Annotated in this window: 17 protein-coding genes; 1 reads left to right on the forward strand and 16 read right to left on the reverse strand. The window is 66.7% G+C overall.

The features are described 5' to 3' along the window. Positions 1-993, forward strand: coding sequence for a lipoyl synthase (gene lipA / locus LQV39_RS14600; RefSeq protein ID WP_230026859.1), 993 nt, complete (start codon positions 1-3; stop codon positions 991-993). Positions 994-1,108: 115 nt separating this feature from the next. Here lipA and LQV39_RS14605 read toward each other — a convergent pair whose 3' ends face one another. From LQV39_RS14605 to LQV39_RS14680, 16 genes are all read right to left on the reverse strand, one after another. Further along, entirely contained in the window at positions 1,109-2,440 is a 1,332-nt protein-coding gene (locus tag LQV39_RS14605; protein ID WP_230026860.1) for a type II secretion system protein GspD, read from the reverse strand. 11 nt (positions 2,441-2,451) lie between these two features. Continuing rightward, on the reverse strand, positions 2,452-2,781 hold the full coding sequence (locus tag LQV39_RS14610) for a hypothetical protein (RefSeq protein ID WP_230026861.1): 330 nt from the start codon (positions 2,779-2,781) through the stop codon (positions 2,452-2,454). Next, on the reverse strand, positions 2,778-3,344 hold the full coding sequence (gene pilO, locus LQV39_RS14615) for a type 4a pilus biogenesis protein PilO (RefSeq protein ID WP_230026862.1): 567 nt from the start codon (positions 3,342-3,344) through the stop codon (positions 2,778-2,780). The genes LQV39_RS14610 and pilO overlap by 4 nt, the downstream gene beginning before the upstream one ends. Continuing rightward, positions 3,341-3,988: a hypothetical protein gene (locus LQV39_RS14620; RefSeq protein ID WP_230026863.1), complete on the reverse strand. Its 648-nt coding sequence runs from the start codon at positions 3,986-3,988 to the stop codon at positions 3,341-3,343. Before LQV39_RS14620 ends, pilO begins: the two co-directional genes overlap by 4 nt. Then, positions 3,981-5,105, reverse strand: coding sequence for a pilus assembly protein PilM (pilM, locus tag LQV39_RS14625; protein ID WP_230026864.1), 1,125 nt, complete (start codon positions 5,103-5,105; stop codon positions 3,981-3,983). The genes LQV39_RS14620 and pilM overlap by 8 nt, the downstream gene beginning before the upstream one ends. Continuing rightward, on the reverse strand, positions 5,102-6,259 hold the full coding sequence (locus LQV39_RS14630; RefSeq protein WP_230026865.1) for a GGDEF domain-containing protein: 1,158 nt from the start codon (positions 6,257-6,259) through the stop codon (positions 5,102-5,104). Before LQV39_RS14630 ends, pilM begins: the two co-directional genes overlap by 4 nt. A 14-nt stretch (positions 6,260-6,273) precedes the next feature. Then, the gene (locus LQV39_RS14635; protein ID WP_230026866.1) at positions 6,274-7,260 is read right to left on the reverse strand and encodes a DNRLRE domain-containing protein; all 987 of its coding nucleotides are present in this window, start codon (positions 7,258-7,260) and stop codon (positions 6,274-6,276) included. Then, the gene (locus LQV39_RS14640; RefSeq protein ID WP_230026867.1) at positions 7,260-7,664 is read right to left on the reverse strand and encodes a prepilin-type N-terminal cleavage/methylation domain-containing protein; all 405 of its coding nucleotides are present in this window, start codon (positions 7,662-7,664) and stop codon (positions 7,260-7,262) included. Before LQV39_RS14640 ends, LQV39_RS14635 begins: the two co-directional genes overlap by 1 nt. Next, positions 7,661-8,062 (reverse strand): hypothetical protein, encoded by a 402-nt coding sequence (locus LQV39_RS14645; protein ID WP_230026868.1) that lies wholly within the window; start codon positions 8,060-8,062, stop codon positions 7,661-7,663. The genes LQV39_RS14640 and LQV39_RS14645 overlap by 4 nt, the downstream gene beginning before the upstream one ends. Further along, on the reverse strand, positions 8,059-8,622 hold the full coding sequence (locus LQV39_RS14650; protein WP_230026869.1) for a prepilin-type N-terminal cleavage/methylation domain-containing protein: 564 nt from the start codon (positions 8,620-8,622) through the stop codon (positions 8,059-8,061). The genes LQV39_RS14645 and LQV39_RS14650 overlap by 4 nt, the downstream gene beginning before the upstream one ends. A gap of 16 nt (positions 8,623-8,638) precedes the next feature. Beyond that, complete coding sequence (locus LQV39_RS26410; RefSeq protein ID WP_290368590.1) at positions 8,639-9,199, reverse strand: prepilin-type N-terminal cleavage/methylation domain-containing protein; 561 nt, start codon at positions 9,197-9,199, stop codon at positions 8,639-8,641. Positions 9,200-9,323: 124 nt separating this feature from the next. Further along, positions 9,324-10,451, reverse strand: a complete 1,128-nt coding sequence (locus LQV39_RS14660; RefSeq protein ID WP_230026870.1) for a type II secretion system F family protein — start codon at positions 10,449-10,451, stop codon at positions 9,324-9,326. Positions 10,452-10,468: 17 nt separating this feature from the next. After that, entirely contained in the window at positions 10,469-12,505 is a 2,037-nt protein-coding gene (locus LQV39_RS14665; RefSeq protein WP_230026871.1) for a type II/IV secretion system protein, read from the reverse strand. Continuing rightward, positions 12,502-14,019, reverse strand: a complete 1,518-nt coding sequence (locus LQV39_RS14670; RefSeq protein ID WP_230026872.1) for an HD domain-containing phosphohydrolase — start codon at positions 14,017-14,019, stop codon at positions 12,502-12,504. The genes LQV39_RS14665 and LQV39_RS14670 overlap by 4 nt, the downstream gene beginning before the upstream one ends. Continuing rightward, positions 14,003-14,413 (reverse strand): response regulator, encoded by a 411-nt coding sequence (locus tag LQV39_RS14675; RefSeq protein WP_230026873.1) that lies wholly within the window; start codon positions 14,411-14,413, stop codon positions 14,003-14,005. The genes LQV39_RS14670 and LQV39_RS14675 overlap by 17 nt, the downstream gene beginning before the upstream one ends. Then, positions 14,410-16,227 carry a sensor histidine kinase gene (locus tag LQV39_RS14680; protein WP_230026874.1) on the reverse strand — a complete coding sequence of 606 codons (1,818 nt, stop codon included), beginning with the start codon at positions 16,225-16,227 and terminating at the stop codon, positions 14,410-14,412. Before LQV39_RS14680 ends, LQV39_RS14675 begins: the two co-directional genes overlap by 4 nt. Positions 16,228-16,359: the final 132 nt, after the last annotated feature.

Here is a 16,359-nt window from a genome sequence, read left to right on the forward strand (position 1 = left end):
ATGACTTCCGAAATCGATACCGGCAACGCCGCAGAAGCTGCCTACAACGCCAGCGCCAAGCAGAAGGGCGCGGACAAGACCTCGCGCATCCCGATCAAGATCGTGCCGATCGAGCAGCACGAGCGCCTGAAAAAGCCGGACTGGATCCGCGTGAAGGCCGCCACCGCCTCCTCGCGCTTCTACGAGATCAAGGACATCCTGCGCGCGAATAACCTCGTCACCGTCTGCGAAGAAGCCAGCTGCCCGAACATCGGCGAATGCTTCGGCAAGGGCACCGCCACCTTCATGATCATGGGCGACAAGTGCACCCGCCGCTGCCCGTTCTGCGACGTCGGCCACGGCCGTCCGGATCCGCTGGACGTCAACGAGCCGGGCAACCTGGCCAAGACCATCGCCGACCTGCGCCTGTCCTACGTGGTGATCACCTCGGTCGACCGCGACGACCTGCGCGACGGCGGCGCCGGCCACTTCGTCGAGTGCATCACCAAGACCCGCGCCCTGTCCCCGAACACCAAGATCGAAGTGCTGGTGCCGGACTTCCGCGGCCGCCTGGAAAAGGCCCTGAACATCTTCGCCGATGGCCTGCCGGACGTCATGAACCACAACCTGGAAACCGTGCCGCGCCTGTACAAGGAAGCGCGCCCGGGCGCCGACTACCAGCACTCGCTCGAGCTGCTGAAGCAGTTCAAGGCCAAGTATCCAAGCGCCGTGACGAAATCCGGCCTGATGGTGGGCCTGGGCGAGACCGACGAGGAGATCCTCGAAGTCATGCGCGACATGCGCGCCCACGACATCGATATGCTGACCATCGGCCAGTACCTGGCGCCGTCGAACTCGCACCTGCCGGTGCGCCGCTACGTGCATCCGGACACCTTCAAGATGTTCGAAGAGAAGGCCTATGAGATGGGCTTCGTGCACGCCGCCGTGGGTGCGATGGTGCGTTCTTCGTACCATGCGGACCAGCAGGCGCATGAGGCGGGTGTGGCGGCCTGATTTTCATTAACGTCGTCCTCGCGAAAGCGGGGACCCATACGCCGCGTGACTAGTGGCTCAGTATGGGTTCCCGCTTTCGCGGGAACGACGTGGTAAGCGTGGGAACCGCGTGTTTCTAGCGCAGCTTCTGCGGCGCTTCCATTTCCTTCTCGATTTCCCTACCCGTTTGCTCGATCCGCTCGATCGTCCGCGCATCCGCCTCGTCCGGATGGGTGCTCACGATGCGCGGCGTGATCAGGACGATGGTCTCGGTCGAGCTGTTGATCTCTTCCTTGTTGGCGAACAGGTTGCCCACGCCCGGGATGTCGCCGAGCAGGGGCACGCCGTTGCGGCGCTTGCCGGCGCTGGCCTTGATCAGGCCCGCGATCAGGATCGACTGGCCGTTCTCGGCCACCAGCTGGGTGCTGACTTCGGTCGTCTTCTTGGACGGGATCCCGCCCAGCACCGAGCCCGAACTCACTTCCGGGCGCACGCGCAGGGTGATCCTGCCGTCGGCGTCGACGGTCGGGATCACGCGCAGGATCACGCCGGTTTCCAGAAACTGGATCGATTCGCTGGTGACGTTGTTGATGGTCGTGGTCAGGCGGTAGCCGAGCTTGTCGCCGATATTGGTCGAGGCTTCCTGATTTTCCAGCGTCAGCAGCTTGGGCGTGGCCAGGGTGCGCACGCGGCCCTTGTTGCTGAGGGCATTCAGGTAGACCTCGACGTTCTTGTTCACGTAGTTGAAGAACAGCCCGGGATTGGTCGGATTCGTCAGGCCGCCGATGCCGATGCGGTTGGTGCCGTCGGCGCTCAGGATCTTGCTCCAGTCGATGCCGAAGGTCTCGGTGTCGTCCAGCGTGATCTCGAGGATCTTCGCTTCGATCATGATCTGCTGCGGCTGCGAGTCGATCTCGCGCAGCAGCGCCACGATGCGCTTCATGCCTTCCGGCGTATCCTCGACCACCACCATGCGACGCCCCGGCATCACCGTCACCTTGCCGCCGCGGCCGACGTGCTTGGCGAGGATGTCGGCCACCAGCTGCGGCTCCGAGTACAGCACCTTCAGCGCTTTCACTTCCATCTGCGCCGGCGCCGGACCTTCAAGCGCCCCCTGGGTCGGCGTGACGATCATGTAGCCCTTGTCGCGCGCGATCACCTGGTAGCCGCCGGCTTCGGCGATCGCGTAGATGGCCTGGTGCGGCGTCATGTCGTACAGGCTGACGGCGACGTTGCCACCCACGCCCTTGCCGAGCACGATGTTGATGCGCTCGTGCCGCGAGATCATTTCGAACAGCTCGGCGATCGGGGTGTCGCGGAACACGAAGGAGCTGGCGCCGCCGGTGGCGGCAGCGGGCGCGCCGTTGGCGCCGGGCGTGGCCGGTGGGCTGAGCGGCGCCTGGCCGGTGGCGGCGTGCGCGCTGCCGAAGGCGCAGGCCGCAGCCGTCGCCAGGAATAGTCGTTTCATGCTCGTCTTCTTCATTTGTATTCCATCCGCTCCAGCGCCAGTTCGCTTTTCGCGCCACCCCTGGTGGCCAGCGTGACGCTGCGTTCGCGTATCTTGACGACCCGGTAGTCGCCGAACCATTCGCCTTCCGCCAGGATGTGGCCGCTGATGTTGGCCAGCGACTGGCCTGGCGCCACCATGATCGCGCGCAGCTGCGGCCGCACAGCCGGTTCGGCCGGCGCCTGGGCTTGCGCGTCCGTGGGGATGCGTGCGGGCAGGGCGGGGCGGGCAAACGGATCGCGCCCGGCCTGCGCCGGCGCGGCGGCCAGTATCGCCAGGGCGGCGAGGATCAGGTACTTCATGGCTTCTTCTCCTGCGGCCGGAATGCGGCGATGCGGATTTTCATGTCGACCTGGCCGGGCGCCTGCGCAGCATGCATGTCGAAGCTGGCGATCGACAGACCGGCCGGCGATTTTTCGATGGCCTGCATCCACGCCAGCAGATTCGCATAGCTGCCGCTGGCATCGATGTCGAAGCCGGCTTCGGTGAAGGACAGGACCTGCTGTTCCGGTGCCGGCTGTGCACTGTGCAGGCGCAGGCCGTGGGCCTGGGCCAGGGCGCCGATCTCGCCGAGCACGCTCACCGTCTGCTGCGTGGCGCTGCGTCCGGGAACGCCGCCGGCGCGCTGCACGAGTGCGCGCGTGTCGGTGTCGAGGGCGGCCAGCTGCGCGGCCAGCAGGCGCGGATCGCCGGCCGCCGTTTCCAGGGTCGCCTGTTCGGCGCGCACCGAGCGCAGGGTCGCCAGCGGGGCGCGCAGCGCGTAGAACCACAGTGCGGCGGCGACAATCAAGAGCACACCGCCGCCCAGCAGGTGCAATTGGCGCGCCGGCATGGCGCCGGCCTTACGGAGCCAGTCCTGCTTCATGGCGTCTCCTTGCGTTTCACCAGTGTCGCGGCGGCGCCGAAGGCCACCGCGCCGCCTTCTTCAGCCGGCGCCTCGCTGCTGTTCAGGAAGCGCACCTGGCCCAGCCCCGGGTGCGCCGCCAGCGCACCCAGGAAGTCGGTCATCGCGCGATGGTCGAGCGCCTGGCCGGACAGTTCGAAATGGCTGGCGAGCTGCCAGGTCTGCGGCTGCCCCTGCGCCTGGTTACTGCGCACGGTCCCCGGCGGCAGGGGCGAGGGCAGCGGTTCGCGCAGCGCTTCCCGCGTGCGGACGAAGCGCAGCTGTTCGATCCAGACCTTGTCGTTGAGGGTGCCGTCGAGCACACGCGCCAGGCTGGCCGTGTCGCCGGCGCCGCGCAGCAGCGCCAGCGCGTCGACGTCGCCGGCCAGGGCATCCTTGCGCTGCTGCGCGCCGATCAACTGGGTGCGCAGCGTCCCGGCCAGCGCCGAATCGCTGCGCATGCGGTCGAGCTGCGGGGTTTCCATGGCCACGCGCCAGCGCAGCAGCATGCTGGCGCCGCCGCCGGCGACGGCCAGCACCGCCAGCGCGGCGCCGTAGGCCGCCAGCGTACGCCGTACCCGCTGCGCATCGCGGTAACTGCGCGGGATCATGTCGATATCAGCCATGGCTTCTCCCGCGCAGGGCCAGCCCGGCTGCCAATGCAATGCCCTGCGCGACTGTAAAGGTTGGTGTGAAAGAGGGCGCCGTGCGGAAGGCGCGGAACGGGTCGAGGATCTCGACCGGCAGCCGCACCAGCTCCTCCATGCGTGGCCGGATGTGCGGATAGCGCGCCACGCTGCCGTTCAGGTAGACCCGGCTCAGGGCGCTGCCGCGCGTGCGCGAGGCGACGTACACCTGGGTGCGCACCAGTTCTTCCGCCAGCGCGGCGAATTCCTGGTAGAGGATTTCGCGGATCGTGCGGCCGATGTCGGTCTGCGGCCCGGCGCCCGGTTGCGGCACGCGCTCGGCGCTGCCGACGCCATGCTCGCGCAGCAGCGTCAGCGCCACCTCGGGGCTCAGGCCGAGCGCCCGCGCCAGCTTGTCGACCAGCTGGGCCTCGCCGAAGTCGACCTCGCGGTCGAGCATCAGGCGGCGGCCCCAGATCACGGTGAGGAAGCTCTTGCTGGCGCCGAAGTTGACCAGCAGGACCGACTGCTCGTAGTCTTCCTGCATCGCCGCCAGCAGGCGCGCGATGGCGGCCGGTCCGATATCCAGGGCCACCGGCTCCAGGCCGGCGCCGCGCAGGGCATCGAGGTAGGCGTGGACGTGCGTGTTCGAAGCCACGGCCGCCAGCACCTGGCGTTCCGAACTGGATGCGTCGGCGCTGCGCACCTGGTAATAGTCGACCACCGATTCGAGCGCGGCGGCGCCGAGCTGGTCGCGCACGACCTTCGCCACCGCCTGCTGTTCGCTCTGCCCGGCCGCGACGTGCACCGTCAGCGGCAGGATGCGCACCTCGGACGGCGGCAGCGCGGCCACCACGCGCCGTCCTGTAAAGTCGCCGCCGGCCAGCGCCTCGCGCACCAGGTTTTTCAGGGCGCGCGGGTCGGCCAGCAACTGGGCGCGTTCGAGCGGGTAGGGCAGGGAGACCGCGGCGCGCACCAGCGGCGCCGCGCCGGCTTGCGCGCCGTCTTCTTCGATCTGCAGCATGTTCAGGCGCTGGGCCGCGAAGTCGACGCCGATCGGCGCACCGGACTTGCCCGCCGCCGCTTTCCCGAACAGGCTGCGCAAACTCGCCATCATGCGGATTCCCCCTTCGGCTGGCCGCACAGGATCGTGTCGCCGCCCGCGCGCTTGGCCTGGTACAGCAGTTCGTCGGCCAGCCGGTAGGCCTGGTCGAAGGACGGGCAATCGCGCACCGGGAGGGCGATCAGGCCCAGGCTGACGGTCGGCGCCGCGGCGCCGGGCAGCGGGCTGTCCATCTTGGCCGTCACCGAGGCCAGCGCCGCGCCGATCCGCGCCGGCACCTCCGGTCCGCACATCAGCAGGGCGAACTCGTCGCCGCCGAGGCGGGCCAGGTATTCGTCGGCGCCCGACAGGTGAGAGAAGGCGGCTTGCACCGCGCGCAGGACGGCGTCGCCGCGGCTGTGGCCGAAGGTGTCGTTGATGGCCTTGAAGCGGTCGATATCGAACAGGCCGAAATAGCTTTGCACGCCGGCCGCGTGATGGCGGGCGACGGCGCGCTCGAAGTCGCGCTCGATGTGGCGGCGGTTCCAGGCGCCGGTGAGATGATCGCGGTTGAGCATTTCGGTCAGGTCGCGCTGCGCCTGCTCGAGGCGGAAGCGCAGCGCCAGGTCGTGCTTGCGCACGCCCAGCGCACGCGCCACCAGCGCCAGCGAGATCAGCGCCGCGATCAGCATCAGGCATTGCAGCACCCACAGGTCGAGCGTGGCAAAGCGCACGCGGCTCAGCCAGGTCGAGGCGGTGAACATCAGGTAGATCGCGCCAATGGTCAGCACCGCTTCGCGCAGCCCCCACGGCACCACCGGCACCAGCATGATCAGCACCGCCACGCTCAGCAGCAGGATCGCGTGCAGCTGGCCGGACTGCTGCGCCAGCAGCACCAGCGAGGAGCCGCAGGCGACCAGCAGCAGCATCGCCAGCAGATACAGTTCGCGCAGGTGGCTCACCTTCCCGCTCGACAGGCCGATGTGCAGCGCGAGCGCGCACAGCAGCGAATAGGTGTAGGTGTAGGAGCTGCCCAGCTTGAAGGCGGCGCACATGGTCGTGGCCAGGCCCAGGTAGAGCAGGGCCACGAAGCTGAGCAGGGCCACGCCGCGGCGCGTCTCCTCGGTGATCACCGGCTCGGCGTATTCGCGCAGGCCGGGCGCGCGGAAGGCCGTGCATGACCATGCGCTGGACAGTTCGTTCATCATTGTCGCTGCTGGTATCTTCATGATCGTCACTCGTTTCAGTTGCAACGCTCGTAGTAGTTGACGGTCAGCTGGGGGCCGTCGGAGTCGCCGCTTGTGAATGCGGCGAAGCGCGACTTGTTCAGGTTGGTCGGTTTGAGCAGTACGCCGTTGTTCGGCAAGGTTCCATCCATCCAACCGGCAACCAGGGCATCGAGGCGCGGGAAGTAGTAATAGCCGTCGAGACCAATCAGGCTGCTGTCGATGGATACGGTCGCAACATCGCCGCCAGGTTTGGACCAGGGCAGAGACCAGACCGCCGTCTCTGGATCCCAGGCGCTGGTAATACGCTGGATGTCGAGCTGGCGGGTAGATAGCGGAGTAAATTCGCCGCTGATGCGCTTGAGTCTGAGAGTGGCATCCCTGACCAGCGCGTTGCGCGGCAAGGCAGTCAGGTTGAAGCGCAGCAGGCCATAGGATTGGTCGCCGAGACCGTTATCGGTCAACTCCATGTACGCCATCGTGCCTTGCGGCGTCGTGTTGGTGGTCGAGATGGTGGTATTGGCGCCGGCGCCGTTGCCGCTGATCGTGGTCGTCCGCAAGTTGGTGAGGTTGTAGCGGTACACGGTGCGCACGATCCGCTGCGATCCTGCCGGTGTCGCGGTGGTGGCGCTGCTGACGTCGACCGTGATGCTGTTCTTGTCGTTGTTGCTGTTGTTGCCGACGACGGAAATGCCGTTCAAGGTCATGGTGCCGACCAGGTCGGCCGCCGTGGTGCCGACGCTGCCCTTGGCCAGGTTGTAGCGGTACAGCGAGGTCGGGTTGAAGGTGGCGGCGTGGCTGTCGCAGTTCGTCTTGTTGTTGTTCCAGCGCGCCAGGTTGACGGCCGACTCGGCCAGGTAACGCGCGACCTCGATGTCGTATTCGGCGTCGACATTGGTGACGTTCATGCCGGCATCGCGCGTCATCGCATAGGCCATGGCGCCAACGGCCACCAGGGTCAGCGCCACCGGCAGCAGCAGGAAACCATCCGTTCGCCGGATCATCAGCGCGGCCCTCCGGCGCGGACCGTGGCCACGGCGGTGGCGCTGGCGCCGCCGCGCGTCAGGGTCAGGCTGACCTGCACTAGCTGCTGGCCGACGGCGTTGACCGGCATGGTCTGGCTGAAGGCCGTCACCGAGTCGGCCAGGGTGCTCGTCACCGTGCCGTTCGTCTCGATCAGCTTGCCGCCGCTGACGGTGTAATTGGTGGTCGGCGCGCCGCCACGCAACTGGGCGGCAATGCGCTGCACCGCGAAGTCGGCCTGGCGTTCCAGCTCGAAACGCGGACCGGTGTGGCTGGAGGCGGCCGCCGTTGTGCTCACCAGCCCGACCAGCGGCACCATGATCGCCGCCGTGAGGGCCAGCGCCAGTAGCAGTTCGATCAGGCTGAAGCCGGATTGACGCTTCATGGCGCCACCAGCGAGGTGAAGGAATAGCTGGTGTCGGGCGACACCACGTCCACGCGCAGCAGTGCGGTCGCGCTGGCAGTCACGCCAAAGCCGTCCTGTTTGTAGACGTCGATATAGACCCGGCGCTCGACGCAGCCGCCGTCCGCGTTCTCGGAATAGCTGGTCTTCTGGTTGCCGTTCTGCGCCGCCAGCAGCTTGTCATACGGTTCGGCCAGTACCGCTTCCATCTTGTCGCGCATGCAGCGCAATGCCTTCGCGCGGGTCGGTGCGGCACTGGCCGCCGCCAGTCCGTTCTGGATGGCGTTGGCTGCCGGCAGGGCGCACAGCGCCAGCAGCAGGACGGCGACCAGCACCTCGATATAGGCAAACCCGGTCGCGGGATCGGCGGCGCGTTTCACAGCGTGACCCTGCCGGTCGTCTTGTCGACCGTGACAGTGCGCTGCACGGCGCCAAGCTGCAGGCGCACCACGCCGTCGGCGCTGAGCGCGGACGTGCTGACCTTGCCCTTGACGAAATTGACGTCGACCGGGCTACCGTCGGCGCCGAAAGTGACGTCGGTGGTGGTGTCGCTACCGTAGATGAACACCGAGCTGGCGACGACCGCGCGCGTGGCGGCGTTGCCGGCCAGCGTGATGCGATAGGGGACTTTGTCGACAGGGTGCATGACGGGGTTATTGATATCTTCGTCAACGGTCGTCGTGCCGGCGAGGCGGTAGACGCGGACCGTTTGCTTGACCGGATCGATCTCGGCCACGTGGTACTTGCCGGTGCGCGCCGCTTCGCGCTGGGCGAAGCGGATGGCGTGGGCGATTTCGACGGCGGCCGCGTCGGCGACGGCGGGCGACACCGAGGTCGCCTGGGGTATTGCGATGGCCGCCACCAGGGCGATGATGGCGATGACGGCCAGCAGTTCTACCAGCGTGACACCGGCATGCCGAAGGGCAGGGCGAGGTGGCACGGTGGTGAAGGTTGCTTTATTTATCCGACAGCTTGGTTTTGCCGTCGCGGGCCAGCCTGGTGGTATTGATTTGGGTCTTGCCGTTCACGTTGACGAAACGCCAGCCTTTAGTAGTGGCATCGTCAGCCGCTTGGTCGGTGTCGCTAGTCGCAATGGTTACGTCGGCGGCATTCGTGATCGGCTCGACCGGGATTGCACGCATGTACGGACCATAGCTGTAACCAGGCGATGCAATGCTGCAAACGTGACCGGTGGCGTCAGTAAACTGGGTCATTTGTTCCGTGAAGGTTGCTGCCTGGCCGGCAGTGCCTTTGCCGGCAGTGCCGGTGCATGCCGGTGCGGTGCCGGTGCCGAAAGTGCTCGGATAAGTATTGTTATGCTGGATGCGGTACAACTCGACCGCAGAACGCATGGTCGTCAAGTTAGCAATGGCCGCCGACTCCTGCGCATCGCCCGAGGTATTCGAAAACTGCGGAATCGCAATCGCCGCCAGGATCGCAATGATGATCACGACGATCAGAAGTTCGATAAGTGTGAAGCCCTTGGCGGCGCGACGGCGGAAGGTGGTGGTCGTCATGATTTTTGTAATGAAATGGATTCAGCGCCAGAGGCGCAAATGCTTAACCTAGTGCAACGAAGAGTAACATGAACGTCTACTACTTTAATTGCCCAGCCGCATTAAGTTTTACAACTTGTCTTTTTTAATGCACAGCCCGTGACATTTTGAAAATAGGCAGGATGATCGAAGTGACAATAGTTCCGACCAGTACGCCCATCACCAGCAGCATCACCGGTTCCGCCATCTTCGCCAGCTGGTTCAACTGGCGCGTCAGGTCACGCTCGTAAAAGTCGGCGACCCGCCCCATCACCCGTCCCAGCGTGCCGGTTTCCTCGCCGGTGGCGATCATCTGCCGCACGCTGGTCGGGATCAACGTGCTGTCTTTGAAACCGGCGGCGATGCCCTTGCCTTCGGTAACCTGGATTTCCAGCTGCCCGATGAAGCGGCGGAACTCGGCGTTCGGAATCACGTTGCGGCAGGCGTCCAGCGTCGCTAGGATCGTCACGCCGCGCTCCAGCGAAATGCCCATCACCCGCATCAGGCGGGTCAGGTAGATCTTGATGAAGATGTCGCGCACACCCGGCACGCGCAACTTGAGGCGGTCGAGGCGTTCGCGCATGTCGGGCCGGCGCAGCGCGGCGACCGCCGTCACCAGCAGCGCCAGCACGCCGCAGCTGAGCGCCAGGCCATGCCCGACCAGCAGCTCGCTGGCGCCGATCAGGAATTTGGTAGTGAAGGGCAGTTCCTCGTAGATCGAGCCGAACATCACCGAGAATTTCGGGAACACCACCACCAGGATGAAGATCACCACCAGGACCGAGAACACGACCAGGAAGCCCGGATAGGACAGCGCCGAGACGATGGTGCTGCGCAGCTTTTCCTGCTTTTCGTCGAGCTCGACCAGCTGCTCCAGCACTTGCGGCAGGAAGCCGCCGGCCTCGCTGGCGCCGATCAGGTTGATGTAGGTGGGCGGGAACAGGTCGGGGTGTTTGGACAGGGCTTCGGAAAAGCGCTGGCCGCCGACGATGTCGGCCGCGATCTCGCCGATGATGCGTCTCAAGCGCGGCTTGGCCGCCTGTTCTTCCAGCACCTGCAGGGCGTCGTGCAGGGCCACGCCGGTCTCTAACAGCAGCGCCAGGCGCTCGGTGAACAGCATGCGGTCGGCGCTGCCGACCTTGCCTTCGGACGGCGTGAGCCAGGAAACGGTGCGCGCACCCGGCTTTTTCGGGGCCGGCGCGGCCGCGGGTACATCATCCCATTCGAGTGCCATCTGCTTCCCTTGCTATCCTAGAGCGAGTGCACGACCCGCGCGATTTCCTCGGGCGTGGTCTCGCCGGCAAAGGCGCGCTCCATACCGTCGGTGTACAGGTCGCGGTGGCCGATGCCAGCCACGTGGCGCGCCATGTCGTCCTTGCCGGCGTCCGCCACGATCATGCGCTGCAGGTCGGCGCCGACTTCGAGCAGCTCGTAGATGCCCAGGCGGCCCTTGTAGCCGGAGTCGTAGCAGGACTGGCAGCCGCGTCCGCGCAGCAGCTTCAGGTTGCCCTCGCCGCGCCAGCCGTAGGCGCCGGCGGTCTGCGGCGGCACCAGGTAGCTGGTCTTGCAGGACGGGCAGACGCGGCGCACCAGGCGCTGCGCCACCACGCCGATCAGCGCCGACGACAGCAGGTAGGGCTCGACTCCCATCTCGACCAGGCGCGCCACCGCGCCCAGGGTGTCGTTGGTGTGCAGGGTCGTCAGCACCAGGTGCCCGGTGAGCGCGGCCTGCACCGCAATTTCCGCGGTCTGGCGGTCGCGGATCTCGCCGATCATGATGATGTCCGGGTCCTGCCGCAGCACGTGCTTGAGGATCTTCGGGAAGGACAGGCCGATGGCGTCGTTGACCTGGTTCTGGTTGATGATGTCCAGCTGGTACTCGACCGGGTCCTCGATCGTGACGATGTTCTTCTCGATGCTCTTGAGGTAGTTGATCGCGGCGTACAGGCTGGTGGTCTTGCCGCTGCCGGTCGGCCCGGTCACCAGGATCAGGCCATGGCTGCGGCCCAGCAGGCGCTTGAAGGAATCGACCGTGTTGTCGCTCATCCCGAGCTTGTCGACGTCGAGGATCGACTGGTTCTTGTCGAGCACCCGCAGCACCACCTTTTCGCCGTAGATGCCGGGCAGCGAGGAAAAGCGCAGGTCGACCGTGCGGCCCTGGGTCATCACCTGGATGCGGCCGTCCTGCGGCAGGCGGCGTTCGGCGATGTCGAGGTGCGCCATCACCTTCAAACGCGAGACGATCGACGGATGCAGCTCCACGCGCGGCGACATGACCTCGTACAGGACGCCGTCGATGCGCAGGCGGATGCGCGCCTTGTTGCGCGAGATTTCGATGTGGATGTCGCTGGCGTTGTCGTGGATCGCACGCTGGATCACCGCGTTGACCATGTTGATCACCGGGCTGGCGCCGGCCATTTCGTCGATCTGCGTGTAGTCGTCCGGGATGCGGTTCTCGACCAGTTCCAGGTCGTCGGCCTCGCTGTGCACGAAGTCCGGCAGCGCGCCGCCGTAGGCGTCGTCGCGCATGCGGTTGATGTCGGCCGGGGGCGCCATCGCCACCCGCACGCGGCAGCCGGTGCGGGCGCGGATCTCGTCGATGCTGTGCACGGCCTGCGGCTCGCCGGTGGCGACCGTCAGCGTGTTCTCGACCAGGAACAGCGGAATCACGTTCAGGCGCCGCGCCACTTCGCGTTCCAGCAGCGACACCGCGGCCGGGTCGTACAGGCCGGTGCGCAGGCTCACGAAGGGCAGGTCGAGCTGCTCGGCCAGGGCCTGGAACAGCGCGGCTTCCGACAGCCACTTCTTTTCCACCATGATGAAGCCCATGCGCTTGCCGGTCTGCTCCTGCAGGCGCGCCGCTTCGGCCACCTGCGAGGCATTCAGCAGGCCCCGCTCGACCAGGATGTCGCCCAGCTTGGGCTGGCCGCCGCTGCGCGCGGGCCGCGGTGGGGCCGGCTGGGCGTTGGGCGCCGCGTCGTACAGCGCCACCTGCTCGGACACGCCGGTCACGTTCAGCACGTCCATCAGCAGCGGGCTCGGATAGGCCAGCTTGAGCCAGCCGCCCAGCGCCGCCAGCCTGGCCGCGGTGCGCGTCATCAGTTCCAGCGCGCGGCCGGACAAGAGCGGCACCTTGCCCAGGTCGAGCACGATGGTGACCTGGTGGTGCGCGATGCATTCCGCCACCGCCGCCTCGACCGCGGCAATGGCGTCGCTCGCCACCAGCGCCATCGCCGGCGCCAGGTAGGTCATCGAGCCGATGCGGCTGCGGGTGACGCTGTCGGTCATGCCGCTACCGGGGTGCGCTGGATGTTGAAGCGCGCGATCCACTCCGGTTCGAGGGCGCAGACTTCCTCGAACACGCGCACGATGGCGGGATCGAGCTGGACGCCGGCCACGCGCGCGATCTCGGCCATCGCCACCTCGTGGCTGCGGCCGGCGCGATAGGCGCGCGAGCTGGTGATCGAGTCGTAGGTGTCGGCCACCGCGATGATGCGTGCGTTGAGCGGGATGTCGGCGCCCTTCAGCCCGTGCGGATAGCCGGTGCCGTCGAACTTTTCCTGGTGATGGCGCGCGCCCGGCACCGCGCCCTTCAGGCGGTCGATGTGGCGCAGGATTTCGTAGCTGCGCTCCGGGTGCACCATGATGAAGGTGTATTCGTCCTGGGTCAGGCGGCCCGGTTTGCACAGCACCGCGTCCGGGATGCCGATCTTGCCGACGTCGTGCAGCAGCGAGCCCCAGAACAGGTCTTCCGAATCGCGCGCCCCGAGGTTCATGGCGCGCCCGATCTCCATCGAGATGTAATGCACGCGCTCGGAGTGACCACGGGTGTAGGGGTCCTTGGCTTCGACCGCCTCGATCAGGGCGTTCGCCATCTGCTCGTTGAACTTGCGGGTCTCGGTCAGCATGCCGTACATGCGCGACAGGCTCGATAACTGGTTCGCCAGCAGTTCGCCCAGCTTGCGGTCGCTGTTCGAGAAATCGGGCTTGGCCAGGTGGTTCACCAGCACCAGGATCGCGACCACGCTGCGGTCGTGGATCACCGGGCAGCACAGCAGCTTGAAGGGCAGGTCAGTGAAGATGTAGGCGCGGCGCGGGTCGTTCCTGTCGTTGATGACCAGCGGGGCGCGCGCCGAATGCGTGAAGCGGTACAGGTCGCCGCGCATCTCGACCAGCACCAGGTCCAGGTTGTGGATCGGCGCCGACAAATTGGTCGCGTGCACGCACAGGTCCTCGCCCGGCTTGACGAAGGCGGCGACGTCGGCGTCCATGTGCTCGGCCCAGCTTTGCAGCAGCTTCTGGAACAGGTCGGCGCCCGGGTCGAGCTGCTGCACCTGCTTGTCGATCGCGTACACCAGGTGCAGCTCTTCATAGCGCTCGGACAGCTCCAGCGCCATGCTGTCGAGTTCCACTTTCGAGGCGAGATCGTCGGCGATGCCGGCGGCGATGTCCTCGAAGGTCTCGGCCAGCACGTCCCAGCCGGCCGGCACCTGGTCTGCGAAGGGCACCCGCACCGCCAGGTAAGCGATAACGACGCCGCGGCTCTTGACCGCCATGTAGAGCAGGGTGTCGCTGCCGGTGTCGTGGCGCTGCAGGCCGTCGCCGATGCAGGGCCAGTCGAAGCCCTCGGCGCACAGCGCTGCTACCCAGGCGCCGAGGCCGCGTTCCGGCGCGCTTTCCCATACCGCCGCGCCGGACGGCTGGCACAGCGCCAGCTCGTGCTCGGCGCCGGTGATGCGGCGCAGCCAGCGCGCATAACGCGCCATATCCAGACTGTTCAGGGCATCAGCTTGCGCTTGCATCGGGGGTCTCCTGCTGGGTGGATAAGGCAGCGAAATGGCTGGCCAGGCGCGCCACCAGCTGGCGCGGGCTGAGCGGCTTTTCGAGGAACTCGACGTTGGCGAGGCCGCGCACCCATTCGCGCTCGGCGCTGGCGGTCATCGAGGTCATCACGAGGATGGGGAAGGCGGCGTCGGGATAGCGCTCGCGCACGGTGCGGCACAGTTCGCGGCCGTTCATGCCGTCCATCTGGATGTCGCTGACCATGACGTCGGGCAGGCGCGCGGACATCTTGCCGAGCGCCTCGGCACCGTCGGCGGCGCTGTGCACCTCGTAGCCCTCGCGCTCGAGCATCAGGCGCAGCACGCGGATCACGTGGGCCTCGTCGTCGACGATCAGGATGGTGCGCTTGCTCATAAAACGTGGGCTCCCTCGACCAGCGCGGGCATTTTCTTCAGGTGGATCGAGAACACGCTGCCGTGTCCGGGCTCGCTGTCGATCGTCAGGCGGCCGTGGTGCAGCTCGACGATCTGGTTGGCCAGGTACAGTCCCAGGCCATGGCCGCCGCGCTGGTCCGGACCGGTTTCGCGCACGCGGAAGAATTTCTCGGTCACGCGCGCGCGGTCCTCGGGGGCCATGCCGATGCCGCTGTCGCGCACCGCCACCACCACGTCGCCATCGGCTTCGTCGGCGGCCAGCACCACGCTGCCGCCCGGCTTGTTGTACTTGATCGCGTTGTTCAGCAGGTTGTTCAGGGCGATGCAGAACAGGTCCTTGTCCACCGAGACGGCGGCGATGTCGCGCGCCACCTGCAGTTCGAGGCGGATGCCTTTCGCTTCGGCGCGGGCGCGCGCCTGCTGCGACGCGTCGCGCAGCAGTTCCTCGAGTTTGACGCGGTGGCGGTCGGGGCGCATGCTGCCCATTTCCAGCTTGCTGACGTTGAGCAGGTTGTTGACCAGGGAGCTCATGCGCTCGACTTCGTCCTGGATCACGTTGATCGCCTCGACCCGCACCGCCGGATCGGCGGCGCCTTCGTCGGCCAGCATTTCGCCGTACATCCCGATCACGTTCAGCGGCGATTTCAATTCATGCGACACGTGGGCGACGAAGTCGTTGCCGGCCTGGCGCGCGAGGTGTTCGCGGGTGGCGTCGCGCACCACCACCAGGGTGCCATAGACCATCGCGTGGCCGTGCAGCGCCTGGGCGGTGACCCACAAACGCTTGTCCGGCACCAGCGCCGGATTGAATTCGATCGTCATCTGGCTGCGGTTGTCCGGGCCGGCCGTGCGGAAGCGCGCCAGCATCGCGCGCAGCTCGGGGTCGCGGCACCAGGTGTCGAGCGGCTGCGACAAGACCTCGTCCACCGGCACGCCCAGCAGCGGCTCGATCTTTCCGGTGGCGAAGGTGACGTCGCCGGCCTGGTCCAGCACCAGCATGCCGTCCGGCAGGCAGTGCAGGACCGCCTGCATCTTGTTGCTGTTGTATTCGAGCAGGCGGCTGCTCGCCATGTTCGCCACGTTGTCCTGCTCCAGCTCGCGGATGCGGTTGCTGGCCTGGTCGAGATAGCGATTCAGCTTGGTCGCAAGGCCGCGCACGTCCTGGTCCGGCTGCACCGCGGGCAGCGTGGCCGGCTGGCGCGCGGCGATGGTCGCCAGCTGCTCGCCGAGCGCTGTCAGCGGCGCCATCTCGCGCTTGATCGTCAAATAGATGAGGGGCACCAGCAGGAACATGGCCAGCGCGATCAGCGCATAGAACTGCAGGTCCTTCATGGCGGCCATCGGACGCGGCTCGAAGTAGCCGATGCGTACCTGCAGGCGGCCTTCGGCACTGGCCAGCGGGCCGCGGAATTCGCGAATCGCGCGCTGGTCGTTGGCCGGATCGACCAGGCGCTCGTCGAAGCCGGTCACCGCCAGCGGCGCGGCGGGCGGCAGGATGACGCCGGGGCTGGCGACTTCGGCCAGGTTGCGGCCATTCCCGGCGCTCACCGCGGCATAGGCGAAATCCGGATTGTCGCGGTAGGCCAGCACCGAATCGAGCACGCCGGGATGCCCCGCGCTTGGTGCCAGCACCGAGGCCGGCAAGGCCGCCAGCGAGCGCACCATGCCCAGGCCCTGCGCGCGCACCTGCTCCGCATGCTGGCTTTGCTGGCGCTGCAGCAGCAGAGCCATCACGAGCGCGATCACGGCCAGCGACGATACGACGAGTATCATGCCGATCCGGTTGTTTTTCATGGAAGAGTCTCCTGCGCGCCTTGGTGGAACGCCAGACTATAGTTGAAAATTTCTTATTGGAAAATAATATTCTGCTTCCTGCTTCTATTCCCGGGAACTTTTTGTATCTGCCGCAACAGATCGCGGTCCGGC

The organism is Massilia sp. Bi118 (assembly GCF_918697865.1).
Taxonomy (GTDB): Bacteria; Pseudomonadota; Gammaproteobacteria; order Burkholderiales; family Burkholderiaceae_D; genus Telluria.

Bases quoted from the DNA above. Each gene is read 5' to 3' on its own strand.
- LQV39_RS14680 (WP_230026874.1), bottom strand. From the start codon at position 16,227: ATGAAAAACAACCGGATCGGCATGATACTCGTCGTATCGTCGCTGGCC.
- LQV39_RS14635 (WP_230026866.1), bottom strand. From the start codon at position 7,260: ATGATCCGGCGAACGGATGGTTTCCTGCTGCTGCCGGTGGCGCTGACC.
- LQV39_RS26410 (WP_290368590.1), bottom strand. From the start codon at position 9,199: ATGACGACCACCACCTTCCGCCGTCGCGCCGCCAAGGGCTTCACACTT.
- LQV39_RS14610 (WP_230026861.1), bottom strand. From the start codon at position 2,781: ATGAAGTACCTGATCCTCGCCGCCCTGGCGATACTGGCCGCCGCGCCG.
- LQV39_RS14605 (WP_230026860.1), bottom strand. From the start codon at position 2,440: ATGAAACGACTATTCCTGGCGACGGCTGCGGCCTGCGCCTTCGGCAGC.
- pilM (WP_230026864.1), bottom strand. From the start codon at position 5,105: ATGATGGCGAGTTTGCGCAGCCTGTTCGGGAAAGCGGCGGCGGGCAAG.
- LQV39_RS14620 (WP_230026863.1), bottom strand. From the start codon at position 3,988: ATGGCTGATATCGACATGATCCCGCGCAGTTACCGCGATGCGCAGCGG.
- pilO (WP_230026862.1), bottom strand. From the start codon at position 3,344: ATGAAGCAGGACTGGCTCCGTAAGGCCGGCGCCATGCCGGCGCGCCAA.
- LQV39_RS14675 (WP_230026873.1), bottom strand. From the start codon at position 14,413: ATGAGCAAGCGCACCATCCTGATCGTCGACGACGAGGCCCACGTGATC.
- lipA (WP_230026859.1), top strand. From the start codon at position 1: ATGACTTCCGAAATCGATACCGGCAACGCCGCAGAAGCTGCCTACAAC.
- LQV39_RS14640 (WP_230026867.1), bottom strand. From the start codon at position 7,664: ATGAAGCGTCAATCCGGCTTCAGCCTGATCGAACTGCTACTGGCGCTG.
- LQV39_RS14660 (WP_230026870.1), bottom strand. From the start codon at position 10,451: ATGGCACTCGAATGGGATGATGTACCCGCGGCCGCGCCGGCCCCGAAA.
- LQV39_RS14630 (WP_230026865.1), bottom strand. From the start codon at position 6,259: ATGAAGATACCAGCAGCGACAATGATGAACGAACTGTCCAGCGCATGG.
- LQV39_RS14670 (WP_230026872.1), bottom strand. From the start codon at position 14,019: ATGCAAGCGCAAGCTGATGCCCTGAACAGTCTGGATATGGCGCGTTAT.
- LQV39_RS14665 (WP_230026871.1), bottom strand. From the start codon at position 12,505: ATGACCGACAGCGTCACCCGCAGCCGCATCGGCTCGATGACCTACCTG.